We start from the raw sequence: 18,365 nt of genomic DNA, 5'->3' as shown, positions 1-18,365 counted from the left end.
TGTTCTCGTCGTACCTGATCGCCATCGCGCCATCCTTCCCTCAAAGGAAGGTGCGCATAAAACCCGGGACGGTTCAGATGGCCCAACACCTACGCGACAGCCGCGACCGCTATGGATTCACGCACTACACCATCCAGCAGCCACATGTCGACAGCTTCGCTCCAGTCATCCAGCAGATCCAGAATCCGCCACAAATCCGTTAGGGATGGCACCGAACCACCGCACCTCTGGGGCGAATGTTGCTGCTGGGGCCGACAAGCGCTAGCGCGCTCAGCGCGAGAACACCAGCGCGCGCTTGACCTCCTGGATCGCCTTGGTCACCTCGATACCGCGCGGGCAGGCGTCGGTGCAGTTGAACGTGGTCCGGCAGCGCCACACCCCGTCGACCTCGTTGAGGATGTCGAGGCGTTCGGCGGCGGCCTCGTCGCGGCTGTCGAAGATGAAGCGGTGGGCGTTGACAATCGCCGCCGGGCCGAAGTAGCTGCCCTCGTTCCAGAACACCGGGCAGCTGGTGGTGCAGGCCGCGCACAGGATGCACTTGGTGGTGTCGTCGTAGCGGGCGCGGTCGGCCTGGCTCTGAATGCGTTCGCGGGTGGGCGGATTACCGCTGGTGATCAGATACGGCTTGACCGCGCGGTAGGCGTCGAAGAACGGCTCCATGTCGACAACCAGGTCCTTTTCCACCGGCAGTCCGCGGATCGGCTCGACGGTGACGGTGAGCCGCTTAGTCGTTTTTTTAGGCAGCAGGTCGCGCATCAGCACCTTGCACGCTAAGCGGTTGACCCCGTTGATGCGCATCGCATCGGAGCCGCACACGCCGTGGGCGCAGGAGCGACGAAAGGTCAACGTCCCGTCGAGGTAGCTCTTGATGTAGATCAGCAGGTTGAGCAGCCGATCGCTAGGCAGGCAGGGCACCCGGAAGCTCTGCCAGCCACCGGTTTCTGCGAATCGGTCCGGGTCATCGGGGTTGAACCGGGCGATCTTGACGGTCACCATCACCGCGCCTTCGGGGACGGGCGGCAGGGAACGCTCGAGGCTCGGCTCCACCACCTCGCTTGCGGCCATCAGTACTTCCGTTCCTTGGGTTCGTAGCGGGTTTGTACGACGGGTTTGAAGTCCAGCGCGATGTCGGAAAGCAGCTCGCTGCCCTGCTTGTAGGCCATGGTGTGGCGCATGTAGTTGACGTCGTCGCGGTTGGGATAGTCCTCGCGGGCATGCCCGCCGCGGGACTCCTTGCGATTCAATGCGCCGACCACGGTAACTTCGGCCAGCTCCAGCAAGAAGCCCAGCTCGATCGCTTCCAGCAGGTCGCTGTTGAAGCGCTTTCCCTTGTCGTGCACCGTGATTCGGGAGTACCGCTCCTTGAGTGCGTGGATGTCGGTGAGCGCCTGCTTCAGGGTTTCCTCGGTGCGGAACACCGCGGCGTTGTTGTCCATCGTGCGCTGCAGCGCGCCGCGGATGTCGGCGACCCGCTCGTTGCCGCGCTCGGACAGGATGTCGTTCACCCAGCCCACGACCATGGCCGCCGGGTTGGGCGGCATCTCGATGAAGTCGTGGCCGCGCGCGTAGTTGGCCGCGGCGATGCCGGCCCGGCGTCCGAAGACGTTGATGTCCAGCAATGAGTTGGTGCCCAGCCGGTTGGCGCCGTGCACCGACACGCACGCGCACTCGCCGGCCGCGTACAGGCCCGGGACGGGGTGGGTGTTGTCCCGCAGCACCTGCCCGGTGACCGTGGTGGGGATGCCGCCCATTACGTAGTGGCAGGTCGGGTAGACCGGGACCAGCTCGTGCACCGGGTCCACGCCCAGGTAGGTGCGGGCGAACTCGGTGATGTCGGGCAGCTTCGCTTCCAGCACCTCCTCGCCCAGGTGGCGCACGTCGATGTAGACGTAGTCCTTGTTGGGCCCCGCACCGCGTCCTTCCAGGACTTCCAGCACCATCGAACGGGCGACGATGTCGCGGGGCGCCAGGTCCACGATGGTGGGGGCGTAGCGCTCCATGAAGCGCTCGCCGTCGGCGTTGAGCAACCGGCCGCCCTCCCCGCGCACCGCCTCGGAGATCAGGATGCCCAGGCCGGCCAGTCCGGTCGGGTGAAACTGGTGAAACTCCATGTCCTCCAACGGAAGTCCCTTACGGAAGACGATGCCGATGCCGTCGCCGGTGAGGGTGAGCGCGTTGGAGGTGGTCTTGTACATTCGGCCGGAGCCGCCGGTCGCGATCACGACGGCCTTGGCGTGGAAGACGTGGATGTCGCCCGTCGCCAGCTCGTAGGCCACCACCCCGGTGGCCACCGGACCGCTGGGAGTGTGGGTCAGTGCCAGGTCCAGTGCGTAGAACTCGTTGAAGAACTGCACGTCGTGCTTGACGCAGTTCTGGTAGAGGGTCTGCAGGATCATGTGGCCGGTGCGATCGGCGGCGTAGCAGGCCCGGCGCACCGGAGCCTTGCCGTGGTCGCGGGTGTGTCCGCCGAAGCGGCGCTGGTCGATGCGGCCCTCGGGGGTGCGGTTGAACGGCATCCCCATTTTCTCCAGGTCCAGCACCGCGTCGATGGCTTCCTTGCACATGATCTCCACGGCGTCCTGGTCGGCCAGGTAGTCGCCGCCCTTGACGGTGTCGAAGGTGTGCCATTCCCAGTTGTCGTCTTCGACGTTGGCCAGCGCGGCGCACATGCCGCCCTGGGCGGCGCCGGTGTGGCTGCGGGTGGGGTAGAGCTTGGTCAACACGGCGGTACGCACCCGTGGACCGGCCTCTACCGCGGCCCGCATGCCGGCACCGCCGGCGCCGACGATCACCACGTCGTATCGGTGTTGGTGAATCACCGCCGCCGCCGACGATGCAGTGGGGGCACCCCCAGCCGCGCTGGGGGCACCTCCCGCGTGCGGGGGACGGCGAGGGGGACGAAGCGATGCGGTGGGGGTACCGCCCGCTTGCGGGGGAGAGGTGGCGTAACCATGTGCGCCTTTCAGGAGATGTTCGCGTCGAAGGTCAGCAACACGTAGCTGCCCAGCACCAATGTGAATGTCATCGACACCGCCAGTAGCGAATTGAGCCAGAACCGGGTGGAATCCTTGCGGCTGTAGTCGTCGATGATGACGCGCAGGCCGTTGCCGCCGTGCAACTGCGCCAGCCACAACAGCAGCAGGTCCCAGGTTTGCCAGAACGGTGAGTTCCAGCGCTGCGCCACGTAGTTGAAGTCGATGCGATAGACCCCGTTGTCCCAGATCAGACCGATGAACAGGTGACCCAGGGCCAGGAACACCAGCACCACCCCGGAGAACCGCATGAACAGCCAGGCGAATTTCTCGAAGTTGGGCATACCGGCGCGGCGGCGCGGCGACCGCGGATTGTCCAGGCTGGCGGGCCGGTCATGGGAGCGTTGCAGCACGGGCGCGCGCCGGCTGTTGCCGGTTTGAGGGTTGAGTTGAACGCCGGGGGTGCTCATCGGAAGTGCTCCCACATGTGGATGCCCAGCACCACCGCCGCGGGCACCAGGATCAGCAACCATACGATCCCGACGACGCCCAACATCAGCCGCTGATAACGCGGCCCCTGCGACCAGAAGTCGATCAAGATGATCCGGATTCCGTTGAGTGCGTGGTAGGAGACCGCAACCACCAGCCCGAATTCCATCAGGCCGACGACCGGCGTCTTATAGGTGTCGATCACCGAGTTGTACGCCTGGGGGCTGACCCGCACCAGCGCGGTGTCCAAAACGTGGACGAATAGGAAGAAGAAGATCGTCGCGCCGGTGATGCGATGCAGCACCCACGACCACATGCCGGGGTCACCGCGATACAGGGTGCGCGGTGGCCGCCGTTTGCGTGATGATCCGGCGGCAGGGTTGGGTTCCTTCTTGGGCACCGCCGGGTCCGCGGTTGTCGTCTTTGTACTCAGACCGTCCTCACCGCCTTCAAAACCGTCATCAAACAGCTCTAGCCGGGCAATCGAGCTTAACTTGACCAGCTCCGCGGGCGGTACCGACAGTCCGATCGCAATCATGTGTCGCGTGGCCCATTCGTCGCCGACCCGGCTCGTCTCGTCCGGGTTAAGGTGGCTTACCGAGGTCGGCCCATCGTCGAGCGGGGTTGCGGATGCCTGATATCGATTGGGATATGCTGCGCGACAAGGCAATTCAGGTTTCTGCCGGTGCGTATGCGCCGTATTCACGGTTCCCGGTCGGTGCGGCCGCACTGGTTGACGACGGCCGCGTCGTCACCGGCTGCAACGTGGAGAATGTCTCCTACGGCCTGGGCCTGTGCGCCGAATGCGGAGTGGTGTGTGCTTTGCATGCGACCGGAGGCGGTCGGCTGGTCGCATTGGCATGTGTGGACGGCGCTGGGTCGGCATTGATGCCGTGCGGGCGGTGTCGTCAGTTGTTGCTCGAACATGGCGGCCCGGAGCTGTTGGTCGACCATCCGGGCGGGCCGCGTCGGCTCGGTGCGCTCCTGCCGGAGCCTTTCCGTGCCGATCTTGCGGCCGGTCCCGCGACCGATCTAGCGGAGTAGTTCCCAGCCTTGGTTAGTGGTGGTAGGCGATCAGTGGCCTCTTGACTGGGTTGTTGATCTTCCCGTTGTGTCAGATCGCAGCGGCAAGTGCGAGCAGGTGTTGGGCGACGCGGACGTGGCCGCCGTGCAGTGTGGGCCCGCCATGTCGTTCGAGATTGTGCTGATGCTTGTAGGTGTCGTAGACGGCTTGGGTCTGTGGGCGCATGCCGGCGAGTTTGCCGTAGCGGGGTGGTTTTTCGTCGTTGCGGTCGGGGCGCACCAGCGGCACGTTCAGCGGGTCGGCGCGGTGGCGTTGCAACTCGGTGCTGGGTAGGCCCTTGTCGGTCAGCGCAATCATCTTCTTGCGCAGCGCGCCGAGGTCCCGGGTGTGCGCGAAAGGCTTTGCGGCGACTTCTCGTTCGCCGTTTTGGGGTCGGCCAGACACCACGCGACGGGCCTGCCGTCGGCGGTGGTGATCAGATACAGCTTCACCCCTAGAACCAGCGGGAGTGCGCGGCGCAGTTCCCGTAGTGGGCGACATCGGCCAGTTCGAAGCGTTTCGCGGTTTCCCGCGACGCATCGCACGGCACTGGGGTGGCGTCGATTAGGCGTAGGTCGTCGGCCCAGGACAGACCACTGGGTGGTCAGGTACAGCGTGGCCTTGCAGATCAGCGGTGGCGCCGCCTTGACCCGCTTGTGGTAGCTGGGCTGTTTCGGCAGGTAGGGAAACAGGTGCCCGAGTCGGCCGTAACACATTTGCGGCCAGGGGTGTTCGCTGCGGGCGCCGAGCAGCGCCTGAGTCACGGCCAGGCGCACCAGCTCGGCGTCGGTCGATTGCTTCGGCCGTCGCGCGCGCCGCCGGTCGGGGTGCACCACGTGGTCATCGATCGTCACAGACAGTTCGGTCAGCAGGGCATCGAGGTCTGTTTTCACAACTGTCCATCGGTGTCCTTCAGCCACATCCTTCACAAGCCGGCACGCCGAGAGTGCAACCACGGCGGCACCGCCCGGCGTGTCGCCGCCGCCAGTACACACTCGGCGCAACCCGTGCACACTCGATGAGCAGTTGACCCCGCTCGAATTTGACGCGCCGGCAGTTTAAAGATCTCATGGCAAATTAATGAAGCAGTGATAAGACCGTGATCAAATCGTGATCAACCTTATTAGGGTCGCCCGTGATAGGGCAGTGATTGGTTCGTAATAAGGGCGTGATCGAATGAATATGTCATATGTGACTGCCGTACCTGAGACGCTGACGGCGGCGGCGAGGGATATCACCGGCATTGGCTCGACCCTGAGCGCCGCGAATTCCGCGGCAGCGGCGCCGACAACAGGGCTGCTGGCGGCGGGCGCCGACGAGGTGTCGGCGGCCATCGCGGGGCTGTTCAGCTCGCACGCCCGGGAATATCAAGCGCTGAGCGCCCAGGCGGCGGCGTTTCATGAGCAGTTCGTCAATGCTTTGACTTCCAGTGCGCAGTGGTATCTGGGCACCGAGGCGGCCAACATCGCGCCGTTACGCAACGTGGTGCAAGGGCTGCTCGGAATGCTGGGCGCACCCACCCCCGGCAATGGTGGTCAGTCGGTGGCCAACGGCGCCGGCGGGCACGGCGGGTCAGCCGTGGCAAGCAACAACAGCGGCAGCCCCGCACCGGGGACTGGTGGCGGTACGGCCGGTGGCTACGGTCCCGACGGCAGCGCCACGACGATCGCCGCCGGTGGCACTGGCTCCGCGGCGGTCAGCCCGAGCTCCGCCAACACGACGACCACGGGTGGGGGCACCACTTCCACGGCGGCCGCGGCCGCTGCTGCGGCGACGGCGGCGCCCGCCGGCACCGACACCGGTACCAGCGGCACCGCGGCGGTCAACCCGACTACCGGCGCCCCGACGAGCACGGTCAGTGCAACCACCGCCCTGGCGACTGCGGCCGCGACGACGACGTCCGCTGCGACAACCACCGCCAGCACCGGAGGCACCGGGGTGACGGCGACGTACACTCCGACGGCTCAGTGGAATAGCGGCTTCACCGCGAATTACACGATCACCAATACGGGTACGACTCCGCTGACCAACTGGCAGCTTCAATTCGACTTGCCAACAAACGAATCCGTCACCAACCTGTGGAATGGGCAGGTGTCCCAGTCCGGCACGCACTACACCGTCACCCCGGCCAGCTACAACGGGACGATCGAACCCGGCAGTTCGGTCACCGTCGGATTCCAAGCCTCGCAGGACGGCTCCTACTCGCCGCCGACGCACTTGCTGGTCAACGGACAACCCGTCGGCGGTGACACCGGTGGCACCGGCACCGGTACGAGCACCGGCGGCACGGGTACCGGTGGCACTACGACCGGGGGCACCGGCACCGGAAGCACGGGCGGCACCGGTACCAGCACCGGCGGCACCGGCACCGGTGGTACCACGACCGGCGGCACGGGTACCGGGACGGGCACCGGCGGCACCGGTACCGGGACGGGCACCGGCGGCACGGGCACCGGCGGCACGGGCACCGGTACCGGCGGCACGGGCACCGGTGGCAGCGGGATCACAGCGACTTACGCGCCTACGTCGCAATGGAACAACGGCTTCGTCGCCGACTACACGATCACCAATACCGGCACCACCCCGGTGACCGACTGGCAACTCCAATTCGACTTGCCCGCAAACGAATCCATCACAAATCTGTGGAACGGACAGGTCGCCCAGTCCGGCACCCACTACACCGTGACCCCGCTGAGCTATGACGCCACGATCGCGCCCGGCAACTCGGTCAGTGTCGGGTTCCAGGCGGCGCAGACCGGCTCATACTCGCCCCCCACGAATTTGCTGGTGAACGGACAACCCATAACGGGCGGCACGGGCACCGGCGGCACCGGGACAGGTGGCACGGGGACCGGCAGCACGGGCACCGGCGGCACCGGCGGCACCGGCACCGGCACAGGTGGCACGGGGACCGGCGGCACCGGCACCGGGGGCAGCACCGGCGGCACGCTGATCACGTCCCAATACGGAACGACGACGATCCAGAACGCCTATGTGGTGCAAAACAATGCATGGAACAACCCGGGCGGACAGTCGATCAACGTCACCCCCACCGGGTTTTCCATCGCCACCGAAAACGGCTCGGCTCCCACCAACGGCGCACCGCTCGGATACCCCTCGATATACGACGGCTGGCACTACGGCACCGGTTCTCCCGGCACCAACCTGCCGATCCAGTTGGGCCAGATCCAGACTGCCACCAGCAGCATCAACTACACCTACCCCAGCAGCGGCATCTATGACGCTTCCTATGACATCTGGCTGAATCCCACGCCCATCACAACCGGTGTCAACCAGCAGGAAGTGATGATCTGGTTCAACCACCAGGGCCCCATCCAGCCGGTCGGCTCCGTGGTGGGCAACACCACCATTGACGGGCAGAACTTCCAGGTGTGGAAGGGCAGTAACGGCCAGAACAACGTGGTGTCCTACGTCGCGACCACACCGATCACCTCCTGGAACAACTTCGATGTGATGGGGTTCATCGACAACACTCAAACCCTGGAGCCGGTCACCGACTCGTGGTACCTGACCAGCATCCAAGCCGGCTTCGAGCCCTGGAGCGGCAGCGTCGGCGCGGGGGTGGATTCGTTCTCCGCCCTCGTCAACGGCGTTTAACCCGACTAATGGGAAGTGCCAGGCCAGCCGGCCGGCGTTTCGGCAGACTTGGCTCGAATTAGTATTAGTTAGTACGCGCTGTGACCGCCGGTGTTGATGGCCGGGCGGTGTGAACGAGTTTCTTGATGCCCCAAGGTGTTTGGGTTTCGATAGCGTGCTGGTCGTGACCGGCCACCACCGCTAGTTGGGTGTTGGTGGTGGTTGGGGTTGGAAGGGTTCATACCACCACCAGTCGGCGCGTTCGCCGGTGGGTCCGGGATAGGCTGCGACAGCGGGCGGGGGTTGGGTTGGTGGGCGCGCCAGCGATCCTGCGCTCAGTTGCCGGTCAGCGCTGTCGGTGACGGTGAGAGCCTCAGCGGGTCCGGTGATGGTGATGATGCCGCGGTGGTGGGCGCGGTGGTGATACGGGCAGAGCAGCACCAGGTTGGCCAACTCGGTGGCGCCACCGTCTTCCCAATGGCGAATGTGGTGGGCGTGCAGACCACGGGTGGCGCCACAGCCGGGCACCACGCACGTGCGGTCACGGTGCTCAAGGGCGCGGCGCAGCCGGCGGTTGAGCACGCGAGTCGCCCGGCCGGCGCCGAGGACCTGGCCGTCGCGTTCGAACCATGCTTGACAGGTGGCATCACAGCTGAGGTAGCGGCGGTCGGCGTCGGATAGCAGCGGACCCAAATGCAGCGCCGCGACGCGGTCCTTGACGTCGACGTGCACCACGACCGTGGTGTGCTGCCCGTGGGGCCGGCGGGCCGCCTCGGCGTCCCAGCCGGTCTCGACCAGGCGCATGAACGCCTCGACGGTGGTCGGCAACGGCGGCCGCTGGTCTGACGTGCCCGCGGCGTTGTCGTGATCGTGTTTCCACTCGGCGATCAGCGCGTCACGATGAGACGCCAAGGCGGCGTCGAACTTCGCCGCGTCGGGGTGGGCAAGTGTGATCCGATAGCAGCTGCCCTGTTCTTCGGTGGTCTTGGTGATCGAGGGCTGCGGCTGCCGCCGAGGATCGGGTTCGGGTCGCGGTTCGAGCTTGACCGCGGTGCGCAGCTGGTTGACCGTGGCGACCCGGGCCAGCTGCGCGTAATGCTCATCAGATCCCGCACCGGCCCGGGCGGCGATGACGCCGACCTGATCCAGCGACAGCCAGCCCTCCCGCATGCCCGCGACACACTGGGGGAACTCCTCGAGCCGGCGCGCCACGGTAGTGATCGTGTGGGCGTTGCCCGAGGACGCCCCGAGCTTCCAGGCCAGCAACGCCGCCACCGACCGCGCCCCCGTGGCCCCGCACAGCTCGTCGCGATCCATTTCGGCGGCGATCTCCACAATGCGCCCGTCAATCGCATTGCGCTGACCGGCCAACTCCGCCAACTCCGCAAACAACACCTCAAGACGCTCACCAGGACCGGCCACCACAGCACCAGCGGCTGCACTCGACGACATGACCTCATCATCGCAGCCACCCCCGACAACACCGGGCCAACGCCGGCCCGCCCGATCCCCGCACGCAACGCAACAGCTCAACCCACCGCGACCACTGCCAATCCCGATTCGGAAGCGAAGACAAGAACCCCGGAGCCGGTCACCTACTCGTGGTACCTGACCAGCATCCAAGCCGGCTTCGAGCCTTGGAGCGGCAGCGTCGCCGCGGGGTTCGATTCGTTCTCCGCTCTCGTCAACGGCGTACAACGACTGTGCCCAACGGCATACGCCGATCGGGCCATCGCGGTTACTCGCCGCGAAGGTAGCCATCCGCTGTGCCGATCTGCGAATCGGGCGTATGAGACGAGAACGGGTGCACGTCGGGCGAGGTACCCTCTATCGCGTGCTCGACGATCAGCTGTTGGAAGCTGCTGCGGGACAAGGCAAACGACGAAGCGACCGGAGCGTATCCGCCGTCCCCGCGGTTGCGGGTGCGGGCCCGGCACTGGTTGACGACCGCCCCGCGCTGCGCACCGACCACCCGGCTGGGCGACCCCGCGCGGGTCGGCCCGGTCTGACCGAGGAATCCTCTTGACGGACTTCGAATTCGACGCGCCGACGGTAATCCGGACCAAGCGTGACGGTGGTCGGTTATCCGATGCCGCCATCGACTGGGTCATCAAGGCCTTCACCGACGGCCGGGTCGCCCCGGAACAGATGTCGGCCTTGTTGATGGCGATTTTCTGGCGCGGCATGGACTCCGGCGAGACCGCCAGATGGACATCGGCGATGCTGGTCTCGGGTGCCCGGATGGATTTCGCCGAACTGCGGCTGCCGACCGTGGACAAGCACTCCACCGGCGGGGTAGGCGACAAAATCACCCTGCCGTTGGTGCCCGTCGTCGTCGCCTGTGGCGCGGCGGTGCCGCAGGCGGCGGGCCGGGGACTCGGCCATACCGGCGGCACTCTGGACAAACTGGAATCCATCTCCGGGTTCACCGCGACGCTGTCCAATCAACGGGTGCGCCAACAACTTTGCGACGTCGGTGCGGCCATCTTCGCGGCCGGCGAGTTGGCCCCCGCCGACGCCAAGCTCTATGCGCTGCGCGACATCACCGGCACCGTCGAATCCCTGCCGCTGATCGCCAGTTCGATCATGAGCAAGAAGCTGGCCGAGGGAGCGGGCGCACTGGTACTCGACGTGAAGGTCGGCGCCGGGGCCTTTCTGAAATCCGAGGCGCAGTCCCGCGAACTGGCGCACACCATGGTGGACCTGGGCACCGCGCATGGCGTGCCCACCCGCGCCCTGCTGACGGACATGAACTCGCCGCTGGGTCGCACCGTCGGCAACTCGCTCGAGGTGGCCGAGGCCCTGGAAGTGCTGGCCGGCGGCGGACCGCCCGACGTCGTGGAGCTGACCGTGCGGCTCGCCGGCGAGATGCTGCAACTCGCCGGGATCGAGGGCCGCGACCCGGCACAGACGCTGCGCGACGGCAGCGCGATGGACCGGTTCCGCCGGCTGGTCGCCGCTCAGGGCGGCGATTTGTCGAAACCGTTGCCGATTGGTCGGTGTTCGGAAACCGTAACGGCCGGCCGGAGCGGCACAATGGGCGACATCGACGCGATGGCAGTGGGTTTGACGGCCTGGCGGCTCGGCGCGGGCAGATCCCGGCCGGGGGCCCGGGTGCAGCACGGGGCGGGGGTGAGGATTCATCGTCGTCCCGGGGAGCCGGTGGTGGCCGGCGAGCCGCTGTTCACGCTTTACACCGACACTCCCGAACGCTTGGGCCCCGCGTTGGCCGTACTCGACGGTGGCTGGAGCGTCGGGGAGGCCGGGCCGGCTCCGCGGCCCCTGATTATCGATCGGATCACCCGATGACCACTGCGCTCACGTGGGAGATGATTCGGCAGGCACCGAAGGCGCTGCTGCACGACCACCTCGACGGCGGGCTACGCCCGGCAACCGTGCTGGACATCGCCGGCCAGATCGGATACGACGACCTGCCCGCCACCGACGTCGACACGCTGGCAACGTGGTTTCGGACCCGGTCGCACAGCGGCTCGCTGGAGCGCTACCTGGAGCCGTTCTCGCACACCGTGGCCGTGATGCAGACTTCCGAGGCGTTGTATCGGGTCGCTTTCGAATGTGTGGAAGACCTGGCCGCCGATTCGGTGGTCTATGCCGAGGTGCGCTTTGCTCCGGAACTGCACATCGATCGCGGGTTGTCGTTCGACGAGGTTGTCGACGCTGTCCTTGCCGGGTTCGCCGAAGGTGAGAAGGAGTGCGCCGGAGCGGGCCGGTCCATCAAGGTGCGGTGTCTGGTCACCGCAATGCGGCACGCCGCAGTGTCCCGGGAGATCGCCGAGCTGGCAATCCGGTTCCGGGACAAGGGAGTTGTGGGTTTCGACATCGCCGGCGCGGAGGCCGGCCACCCGCCGACTCGGCACCTGGACGCTTTCGAGTACATGCGAGACAACAACGCGCGCTTCACGATTCATGCCGGTGAGGCCTTCGGGTTGCCGTCCATCCATGAGGCGATCGCGTTCTGCGGCGCTGACCGGCTGGGCCACGGGGTGCGGATCGTCGACGACATCGACGTCGGCCCCGACGGCGGTGTCAGGCTGGGCAGGTTGGCATCGATCTTGCGGGACAAGCGGATTCCGCTGGAGCTGTGCCCGAGCTCCAACGTGCAGACCGGCGCGGTGGCCAGCATCGCCGAACACCCGTTCGACCTGTTGGCGCGCACCCGATTTCGGGTGACCGTCAACACCGACAACCGGCTGATGAGCGACACGTCGATGAGCCAGGAGATGCACCGCCTGGTGGAGACTTTCGGCTACGGCTGGAGTGACCTGGAACGGTTCACCATCAATGCGATGAAGTCGGCGTTCATTCCGTTCGACGAGCGACTGGAGATCATCGACGAGGTGATCAAGCCGCGGTTCGCCGTACTGATCGGGTAGCTGGCCCGGTGCTGGTCGGGTACCCCGAGTTGTCGCAAGCATGAGTGCCGACGGGTTTGCCGTGTTCGTTATGGCTTTGTCGCTCGGAGCGGTCGCGGGGCTGCGCTCCGGTGTGGGGAGATGGATATCGCGTGTTGGTGCGGTTGGGTCGGTGGCTGGCGGCGTCGGGTGTGCGTTGACGGCGCCGAGTGTGCCGTCCGGGCGGGGCAAATCGTGGCGTTCCCGCCCTACATGCACACTGAAAGCCGTCATTGCACACTCGATACCACGGCATGACAGTCGACCCGGTGAGCACGTGAGCCTTTCCGTCCTCCCCGAACACCTGACATAACAAGAGGTTTTGGCGAAGCTGCGGGTATCGAAGCGGAAAAAAGACCCCAAGGGTGCATGCGCAGCCCAACTGCGCCCGCCGCCGTCGATGACCGGCAGCACTGTCGCCGCGGGAAGGCATGAGCATCCTGGAAGCCGTTGTCCGCCGGCCGAATCACATCGGCCCGGCAACCGCCGCTGCACAACTACCCTCGAAGCACTACCCGGTCAGCATCGCCTCGCCCCTACGCCGGTAGGCAGTGACTCATGTGAAAGATGTGACCGTCGGGTGCGGGGACTCCGACGCCGTCGGTGTTGTAGGCCGCAGCGCTACGAATGCCGCGCTGCCTCTTGGGCGAGTTGCACCCGGGAGTTCAGGTCGAGCTTGGTGTACACATGCGTGAGGTGGGTTTGCACGGTGCGCGGTGAGACGAAGAGCCGTGCGGCGATGTCTTTGTTGGACAGGCCCTCGCCCACCAGGCTTACCACCTCGCGCTCAGCCGGCGTCAGCGATTCCCAACCGCTCGCTGCCCGTCTGCGTTCGCCGCGTCCGCGCTGCGCGTAGGCAATCGCCTCGTCGCTGGACAGCGCGGTGCCTTCTGCCCATGCGCTGTCGAACTCCTTGCTGCCCAATGCAGTACGCAGCAATGCCACCGAGTCCGCATGGCTTGAGTCGTAGCTCTTGAACCGTTTGGTGCCCAGGCGTTGCCGCATGGACTCCGCCGCGCCGTACAGGCGGGCGGCCTCACGGTGGCTGTCGTGCCCGACCGCCATGGCGGCCAGGCAGTCGAGGATGTCGGCAACGCAATTGTGTGCGCAGGCTTCAACCGCAGCCGTCAGCGCGTCGTGGCCATCACGCTCGGCTTGTTCCGGCTCACCTTGTGCCATCGCCACCCGGGCGCGGCTGGTCAGCGCCAGCGCCAGATGCCAGCCCGACAGCACCGAGGCGGCCTCGTCGGCGAAGTGTCGCGCTGCGGCGACATCCCCGCTCGCCAACGAGATCCGGGCTTTGGTGGGACGCAGATAGTTCGCCACATGGGGTTGCAGTTTCAGGTTCTGCCACGCCTTTGTGCTCGCATCGCGCGCGGAGTCGATGTCGCCGCCGGCGAAGGCCGCGATCGCCAACGTCGCATAGCCGAGTCCAAGGAAGTATTCGCTGCCGTCTCCGGCACCTTCGACCGCCGCTTCGCCCGCTGCCCGCGCGGCGCTCACGTCACCCCGGTACGCGTGCGCATCACCCAACCCCTTCAGGATGAGCGGTGTGAGGACGTCAGCATCGGCCTCCAACGACTGTTCCACCAGCTCGCTGAACTGCGCGACGGCTCCGGCCACTTCGCCCTGCCACAGTTGGGCGAACGCCAGGCTCAACCGGCACCGTAGCGCGCCGAACCGGTCGCCGATCTCGTCGGCCACATCGCGTCCGGCGCTGCCCGCAGCGCGCGCGGTGATCGTGTCGCCGGATACCACGGCAGCATTGCTCTGCCAGCTCAGGATCTGGCTGAGTGTCCACCGGTCGTCCAAGGCCCGGACAATGTCCGTCGCCTCCGCGAAGTACTGGCGGGCGGCATCGGGCTGGTAGTTGAATCCGGCCGTCAAACCGCAAGCGGTCAGTGCGCGGGCCAGTAAGGCCGGGTCATCGACTTCGCGAGCGATGGCCAACGCTTGTTGAGCCTCGTCCACGCTGCCGCCACTCGTGTCGATGAACATATCGAGCACGGCCTTGTCTGCCAGCGCTCGCGCCCGCACCCCGGCGCTCACCTTCCCATGGTGTGCGTCTGGCTCGACGAGGATGGTTTCGAACCAGGTTCGCCCCTCCCGGATACGGCCCCGGCTGAGCCACAGCGGCTGCAGCCACGACGTCAACGCCAGCGCGGACTCCAAGTCGCAGTATTCGCGGCAGCACAGGAACGCCACCCGCAGGTTGTCCAGCTCGATTTCGGCCTGGTCGAGAAGCTGCTGATAGTCCGTGCGCCCAGGGCTGTCGAGCAGCGCCGCCAGCACCATGTAGTGGTCGCAGTATCGCTTTCGGGTGACGTCGGTTTCGCCGGCCTCGGTGAGCTTTTCCATCGCGTACTGGCCCACACCCTCGAGCCGCCGGTAGCGGGTGCGACCCTGCGAGCTATCTGCCCAGATCAGCGACTTGTCAACCAGCAGTGCCAGCTCATCGAGCACCTGGTGACGCGGCAGCTCACCGAAGCCGGCCACCGCCAGCGCGGCGTCGAGGTCGAATCCACCGACGAACACCCCGAGTCGTCGCAGCAGGATCCGCTCCGGTTCGCTGAGCAACCCGTAGGACCAGTCCAGCGATGCACGCAGGGTCTGGTGGCGGCGCAGCGCGGTGCGCGCCCCGCCAGTCAGCAGCCGGATGCTGTCGTCAAGACCGGCGATGATGTCGGACAGCGACAGTGAGCGCACCCGCGCGGCGGCGAGTTCGAGCGCCAGCGGCATGCCATCCAACCTGCGGCAGATTTGCCGCACCATGGCGGCGCTGTCGTCGTCGATGACGAAGTCGGGCCGGGCCAGCAGGGCACGGTCGGTGAAGAATGCGGTCGCGTCGGCCACGGACAGCGACGGAACCCTCCAGGTCAGCTCGCCCGCCACTTTGATCGGTTCGCGGCTGGTCGCCAATATCGTCACCCGGGGGCAGGTCTGCAGCAGCGCATTGACCTGGCCGGCGCCCACGTCGAGCAGGTGTTCGCAATTGTCGAAGACAATGAGCATCTGCCGCTCGGCCAGGTAGCGCAGCACCGCATCGGCCGTTGACCGGCCCAACTGGTCGGACAGACCCAACGCGCGAGCGAGCAAGATCGGCGTCATATCGGGATCGGTTATCGGCTCGAGATCGACGTAGCACACACCGTCGGGAAACTCAGACGTCAGTTGTGACGCCACTTGGATGGCCAGGCGGCTCTTGCCGAAGCCGCCGGCACCGATCAGCGTCACCAGCCGGTTTTCCGTCACCAGCCGGGTCACCTCGGCCATTTCCCGCTCGCGGCCCACAAAGCTGGTGAGCTGCACGGGAAGCCGTTGGCTCACAATGCTTTTCGGAGTGCGTAGCGCAGGGAACTCGTTACGCAGCTGGGGGTGACACAACTGCGCCACCCGTTCCGGGCGCGGCAGGTCGCGCAGCGGTTGACTTCCCAAGTCGACCAACCAGGCATCGGGCGGGAGCTCGTCGATGACGATGTCGCTGGTGGTGGCGGACAGCAGTGTCTGGCCGCCGTGGGCCAGGTCACGCAGCCGCGCCGCGCGGTTGATCGTCGGGCCGACATAGTTGCTGTCGTCGCGCAGCTGGACATCGCCCGTGTGGATGCCGACGCGCAGCTGAATCGGCGGCAGTTGCGCCCGCTGCAATTGCAGCGCGCATGCCACCGCATCGGCCGCCCGCCCGAACGCCGCCACGAAGCTATCGCCTTCGCCCTGCTCGACCGGCCGTACTCCGCCGTGGACAGAGACGGCCTCGGCAACGGCTTGATCCAGCAGCTTGATCGCATCGGCCATCTGTGCGGGCTGCGTGTGCCACAGCCGGGTCGATCCCTCGATGTCCGCCAACAGCAACGTCACGGTCCCGGTAAGCAGCAACTCGCCCACGCTCCAGTCCCATGCCACGCACGTCCGCACATTGGGTCGATCTCGCTCATGCTAACCAGCGCAACCAGCAGCGAGCCGCAAATCTCAGCGAAAAGGCGTACGTGGCGTCGCTACGGTTCGCCGACGTACGACCCCCCGCGGGGCAAATTTGCGCATTCCGGCCGATGGCCGCGGCCGCGCTACCGAGGACAGTCGAATTGTCCAGATTTCACGAAAGAAGTCGAAAGGAACACCGACGATGAAGCACCACACCAAGTCGAATCGTGGCCCCAGCGACGAGGCTGGCGCCCTCTCGCCCGACCAGCGCAACCGGTCGCAATCGCGTCGGTACGCGCCCAAGCACTATTCGTTCCTCGAGGACGCCTGCATGGCGCGCGCGATGTATCGGCTCTGATCAGTGCCGCACGTCCTCACGACCCTATTCGCGCTCCAGCTTTGCGGAGCGACAGCGTTGCTCTCGTAATCGGCGAGCCCCGCCAGATCCGGGTAAGCCCCGTCAACCGACGTTCAACTGCACACGTACTTTCCTACGCCACCGACCACACGCTTGGGCTCGAGGGCCCTCGATTTACGGTACGTTCGAATATGCGATATCTATTTAATGTTTAATCCCACGACATCGCAGAAAACATGAACAACCCCAACTGAATCCCGCACCGTAACTCTCCCCTTTCCATGAGAATTCGTACTCTTCATATGCGGGGAGCAGCTTGTCGAATAGGGACCACTGGCGACCACCGTTCATAGGGCCAAATTGCTCTGTGAACTCGGCGACGTCCATGCTCCAGATAGGCAGTCCGATCGGCGAACCTGCGGTAGCTGAATTGCGCTTTTTATGCCGGTACCGCGCCGATCTAAGGAAGCCGTCTTCGCTAGCGATCGCAGTGAAGTCAAATCCCGGCCACAGTATGCTGCTGTACTCTACTGATGTAGCGTCCTGATCGGCAATGCCCAGCAGCTTCTTCATATTTCCAAAATAAGAGGCTTCGTCGCCGAGAGCTTCGGCGACTCGCTCATGTATACGTTCCGCATCGTCGACCGACAGACCATGGTCAGCCACTTTGGCCGCTAGTTGGTCTTCCTTATGCGACATCTTTATTCTCAGCTTCATCGTCATGAGCAGGTGCACTTCGAAGTCGATTATCGCGGCAACCGAGGGTCTATCCACTAGTTATTCATTCCCTTAGTGGGGTTATTTGATGATTCACATACTGCTGACTAGCTCGGGCACAGGCGGCGTTTCCTGGTGAAATAGCGTATCGAGATGCCGCACTCTTCCGAATGGTTTGTCAAATTGAGTAAAGTCAGGTCACAATCGGATCAGATGAACCTTGCGTGAGCCGCTGATATTGTTGGCGAGAGCATAGAAAACTGTCGCGACTCTTATGGAACCCTTGAATACCTCAATCTATAGGCCACAACTTCGTTACCCACAGAAACAGCCCCCAGCTGAATGCGGCACCGTAACGCTCCCCGCCCCATTGGAATTCCTACTCCTCGTGGCCAGGGAGAATTTTGTCAAACAGCGACCATTTCTGACCACCGGTCATCGGACCAAAATGCTCTGAAAACTCGGTGATATCCACGCTCCAAGCCGGCAGCCCGATCGGGGAATCGACATTACCCGAATCGCGCCTCGTATGCCAATACCGCGCCGACTCGAGCACTCCATCTTCACCTGCGATGGCTTTGAAGTCAAATCCAGGCCACAATACGCTGTTGTATCTCAATGCTGCAGAGTCCTGTTCAGCGACGCCTAACAGCATTTTCATGTTCTCATAGCGGGAAGCTTCGTCGCCAAGCGCTCTTGCTATTCGCTCATGGATAAGTTCCGCATCTTCCAAGGAGAGCCCGTGTTCGGCCAGTTTTGCTTCTAGACGGTATGGGGAGGCTGGGGCCTCACTGCATGTGATCGTGGGTTGCCGTCAGGAATTGGGTCCTGGCCGGTAG

14 protein-coding genes and 3 pseudogenes are annotated in these 18,365 nt (G+C 65.2%); 7 read left to right on the top strand and 10 right to left on the bottom strand.

Going from position 1 to position 18,365, the window contains the following annotated elements; translation table 11 throughout:
• Nucleotides 1-203, top strand: a pseudogene (locus AWC07_RS28050) (hypothetical protein); the annotation flags it as partial.
• A gap of 67 nt (nt 204-270) precedes the next feature.
• On the opposite strand, the gene AWC07_RS09230 reads toward AWC07_RS28050, so the two are convergent.
• The 4 genes from AWC07_RS09230 to sdhC all read right to left on the bottom strand — a co-directional run bounded on the left by AWC07_RS09230 (nt 271) and on the right by sdhC (nt 3,777).
• On the bottom strand, nt 271-1,065 hold the full coding sequence (locus AWC07_RS09230; RefSeq protein ID WP_036410071.1) for a succinate dehydrogenase iron-sulfur subunit: 795 nt from the start codon (nt 1,063-1,065) through the stop codon (nt 271-273).
• Nucleotides 1,065-2,819: a succinate dehydrogenase flavoprotein subunit gene (sdhA, locus tag AWC07_RS09225; RefSeq protein WP_036410070.1), complete on the bottom strand. Its 1,755-nt coding sequence runs from the start codon at nt 2,817-2,819 to the stop codon at nt 1,065-1,067. The genes AWC07_RS09230 and sdhA overlap by 1 nt, the downstream gene beginning before the upstream one ends.
• Nucleotides 2,820-2,962: 143 nt before the next feature.
• Nucleotides 2,963-3,442, bottom strand: a complete 480-nt coding sequence (locus AWC07_RS09220) for a succinate dehydrogenase hydrophobic membrane anchor subunit (RefSeq protein WP_036410069.1) — start codon at nt 3,440-3,442, stop codon at nt 2,963-2,965.
• Complete coding sequence (gene sdhC / locus AWC07_RS09215; protein ID WP_036410073.1) at nt 3,439-3,777, bottom strand: succinate dehydrogenase, cytochrome b556 subunit; 339 nt, start codon at nt 3,775-3,777, stop codon at nt 3,439-3,441. Before sdhC ends, AWC07_RS09220 begins: the two co-directional genes overlap by 4 nt.
• A gap of 314 nt (nt 3,778-4,091) precedes the next feature.
• Here sdhC and AWC07_RS09210 point away from each other — a divergent pair, with 314 nt between their 5' ends.
• Nucleotides 4,092-4,505 carry a cytidine deaminase gene (locus tag AWC07_RS09210; protein WP_036410068.1) on the top strand — a complete coding sequence of 138 codons (414 nt, stop codon included), beginning with the start codon at nt 4,092-4,094 and terminating at the stop codon, nt 4,503-4,505.
• A gap of 70 nt (nt 4,506-4,575) precedes the next feature.
• Here AWC07_RS09210 and AWC07_RS09205 read toward each other — a convergent pair.
• Nucleotides 4,576-5,417 (bottom strand): annotated as a pseudogene (locus tag AWC07_RS09205) (transposase family protein).
• A gap of 283 nt (nt 5,418-5,700) precedes the next feature.
• Between AWC07_RS09205 and AWC07_RS29535 the strand changes: the two are divergent.
• A pseudogene (locus AWC07_RS29535) lies at nt 5,701-7,311 on the top strand (cellulose binding domain-containing protein); the annotation flags it as partial.
• Nucleotides 7,312-8,142: a GH12 family glycosyl hydrolase domain-containing protein gene (locus AWC07_RS29530; protein ID WP_341865246.1), complete on the top strand. Its 831-nt coding sequence runs from the start codon at nt 7,312-7,314 to the stop codon at nt 8,140-8,142. It begins immediately after the preceding pseudogene.
• Nucleotides 8,143-8,322: 180 nt separating this feature from the next.
• Here AWC07_RS29530 and AWC07_RS09195 read toward each other — a convergent pair whose 3' ends face one another.
• Together AWC07_RS09195 and AWC07_RS26770 are read right to left on the bottom strand one after the other, a co-directional pair.
• Nucleotides 8,323-9,573 carry an HNH endonuclease signature motif containing protein gene (locus AWC07_RS09195; RefSeq protein ID WP_085105039.1) on the bottom strand — a complete coding sequence of 417 codons (1,251 nt, stop codon included), beginning with the start codon at nt 9,571-9,573 and terminating at the stop codon, nt 8,323-8,325.
• Nucleotides 9,574-9,859: 286 nt separating this feature from the next.
• The gene (locus AWC07_RS26770; RefSeq protein WP_036411116.1) at nt 9,860-10,093 is read right to left on the bottom strand and encodes a hypothetical protein; all 234 of its coding nucleotides are present in this window, start codon (nt 10,091-10,093) and stop codon (nt 9,860-9,862) included.
• Nucleotides 10,094-10,143: 50 nt separating this feature from the next.
• Here AWC07_RS26770 and AWC07_RS09185 point away from each other — a divergent pair, with 50 nt between their 5' ends.
• On the top strand, nt 10,144-11,430 hold the full coding sequence (locus tag AWC07_RS09185; protein WP_036411117.1) for a thymidine phosphorylase: 1,287 nt from the start codon (nt 10,144-10,146) through the stop codon (nt 11,428-11,430).
• Nucleotides 11,427-12,515, top strand: a complete 1,089-nt coding sequence (locus tag AWC07_RS09180; protein WP_036411118.1) for an adenosine deaminase — start codon at nt 11,427-11,429, stop codon at nt 12,513-12,515. Before AWC07_RS09185 ends, AWC07_RS09180 begins: the two co-directional genes overlap by 4 nt.
• Before the next feature lie 639 nt (nt 12,516-13,154).
• Here AWC07_RS09180 and AWC07_RS09175 read toward each other — a convergent pair.
• Entirely contained in the window at nt 13,155-16,415 is a 3,261-nt protein-coding gene (locus AWC07_RS09175; protein WP_036411119.1) for a LuxR family transcriptional regulator, read from the bottom strand.
• A 238-nt stretch (nt 16,416-16,653) separates the two neighbouring features.
• Here AWC07_RS09175 and AWC07_RS27510 point away from each other — a divergent pair, with 238 nt between their 5' ends.
• Nucleotides 16,654-16,809 (top strand): hypothetical protein, encoded by a 156-nt coding sequence (locus AWC07_RS27510; protein WP_167380043.1) that lies wholly within the window; start codon nt 16,654-16,656, stop codon nt 16,807-16,809.
• 204 nt (nt 16,810-17,013) lie between these two features.
• On the opposite strand, the gene AWC07_RS09170 is transcribed toward AWC07_RS27510, so the two are convergent.
• Nucleotides 17,014-17,583 (bottom strand): hypothetical protein, encoded by a 570-nt coding sequence (locus AWC07_RS09170; RefSeq protein ID WP_244187538.1) that lies wholly within the window; start codon nt 17,581-17,583, stop codon nt 17,014-17,016.
• Nucleotides 17,584-17,905: 322 nt separating this feature from the next.
• Nucleotides 17,906-18,259 carry a hypothetical protein gene (locus tag AWC07_RS26765; protein ID WP_139829613.1) on the bottom strand — a complete coding sequence of 118 codons (354 nt, stop codon included), beginning with the start codon at nt 18,257-18,259 and terminating at the stop codon, nt 17,906-17,908.
• Nucleotides 18,260-18,365 lie beyond the last annotated feature (106 nt).

Origin of the sequence: Mycobacterium gastri, assembly GCF_002102175.1 — a bacterium.
Taxonomy (GTDB): Bacteria; Actinomycetota; Actinomycetes; order Mycobacteriales; family Mycobacteriaceae; genus Mycobacterium; species Mycobacterium gastri.
This window is presented reverse-complemented; position numbering and strand designations above follow the sequence as displayed.

Excerpts from the sequence above, each read along its gene's own strand:
- AWC07_RS09195 (WP_085105039.1), bottom strand. The coding sequence starts at position 9,573 with ATGTCGTCGAGTGCAGCCGCTGGTGCTGTGGTGGCCGGTCCTGGTGAG.
- AWC07_RS09210 (WP_036410068.1), top strand. The coding sequence starts at position 4,092 with ATGCCTGATATCGATTGGGATATGCTGCGCGACAAGGCAATTCAGGTT.
- AWC07_RS09220 (WP_036410069.1), bottom strand. The coding sequence starts at position 3,442 with ATGAGCACCCCCGGCGTTCAACTCAACCCTCAAACCGGCAACAGCCGG.
- AWC07_RS09230 (WP_036410071.1), bottom strand. The coding sequence starts at position 1,065 with ATGGCCGCAAGCGAGGTGGTGGAGCCGAGCCTCGAGCGTTCCCTGCCG.
- AWC07_RS27510 (WP_167380043.1), top strand. The coding sequence starts at position 16,654 with ATGAAGCACCACACCAAGTCGAATCGTGGCCCCAGCGACGAGGCTGGC.
- sdhC (WP_036410073.1), bottom strand. The coding sequence starts at position 3,777 with ATGTGGTCGTGGGTGCTGCATCGCATCACCGGCGCGACGATCTTCTTC.
- AWC07_RS09180 (WP_036411118.1), top strand. The coding sequence starts at position 11,427 with ATGACCACTGCGCTCACGTGGGAGATGATTCGGCAGGCACCGAAGGCG.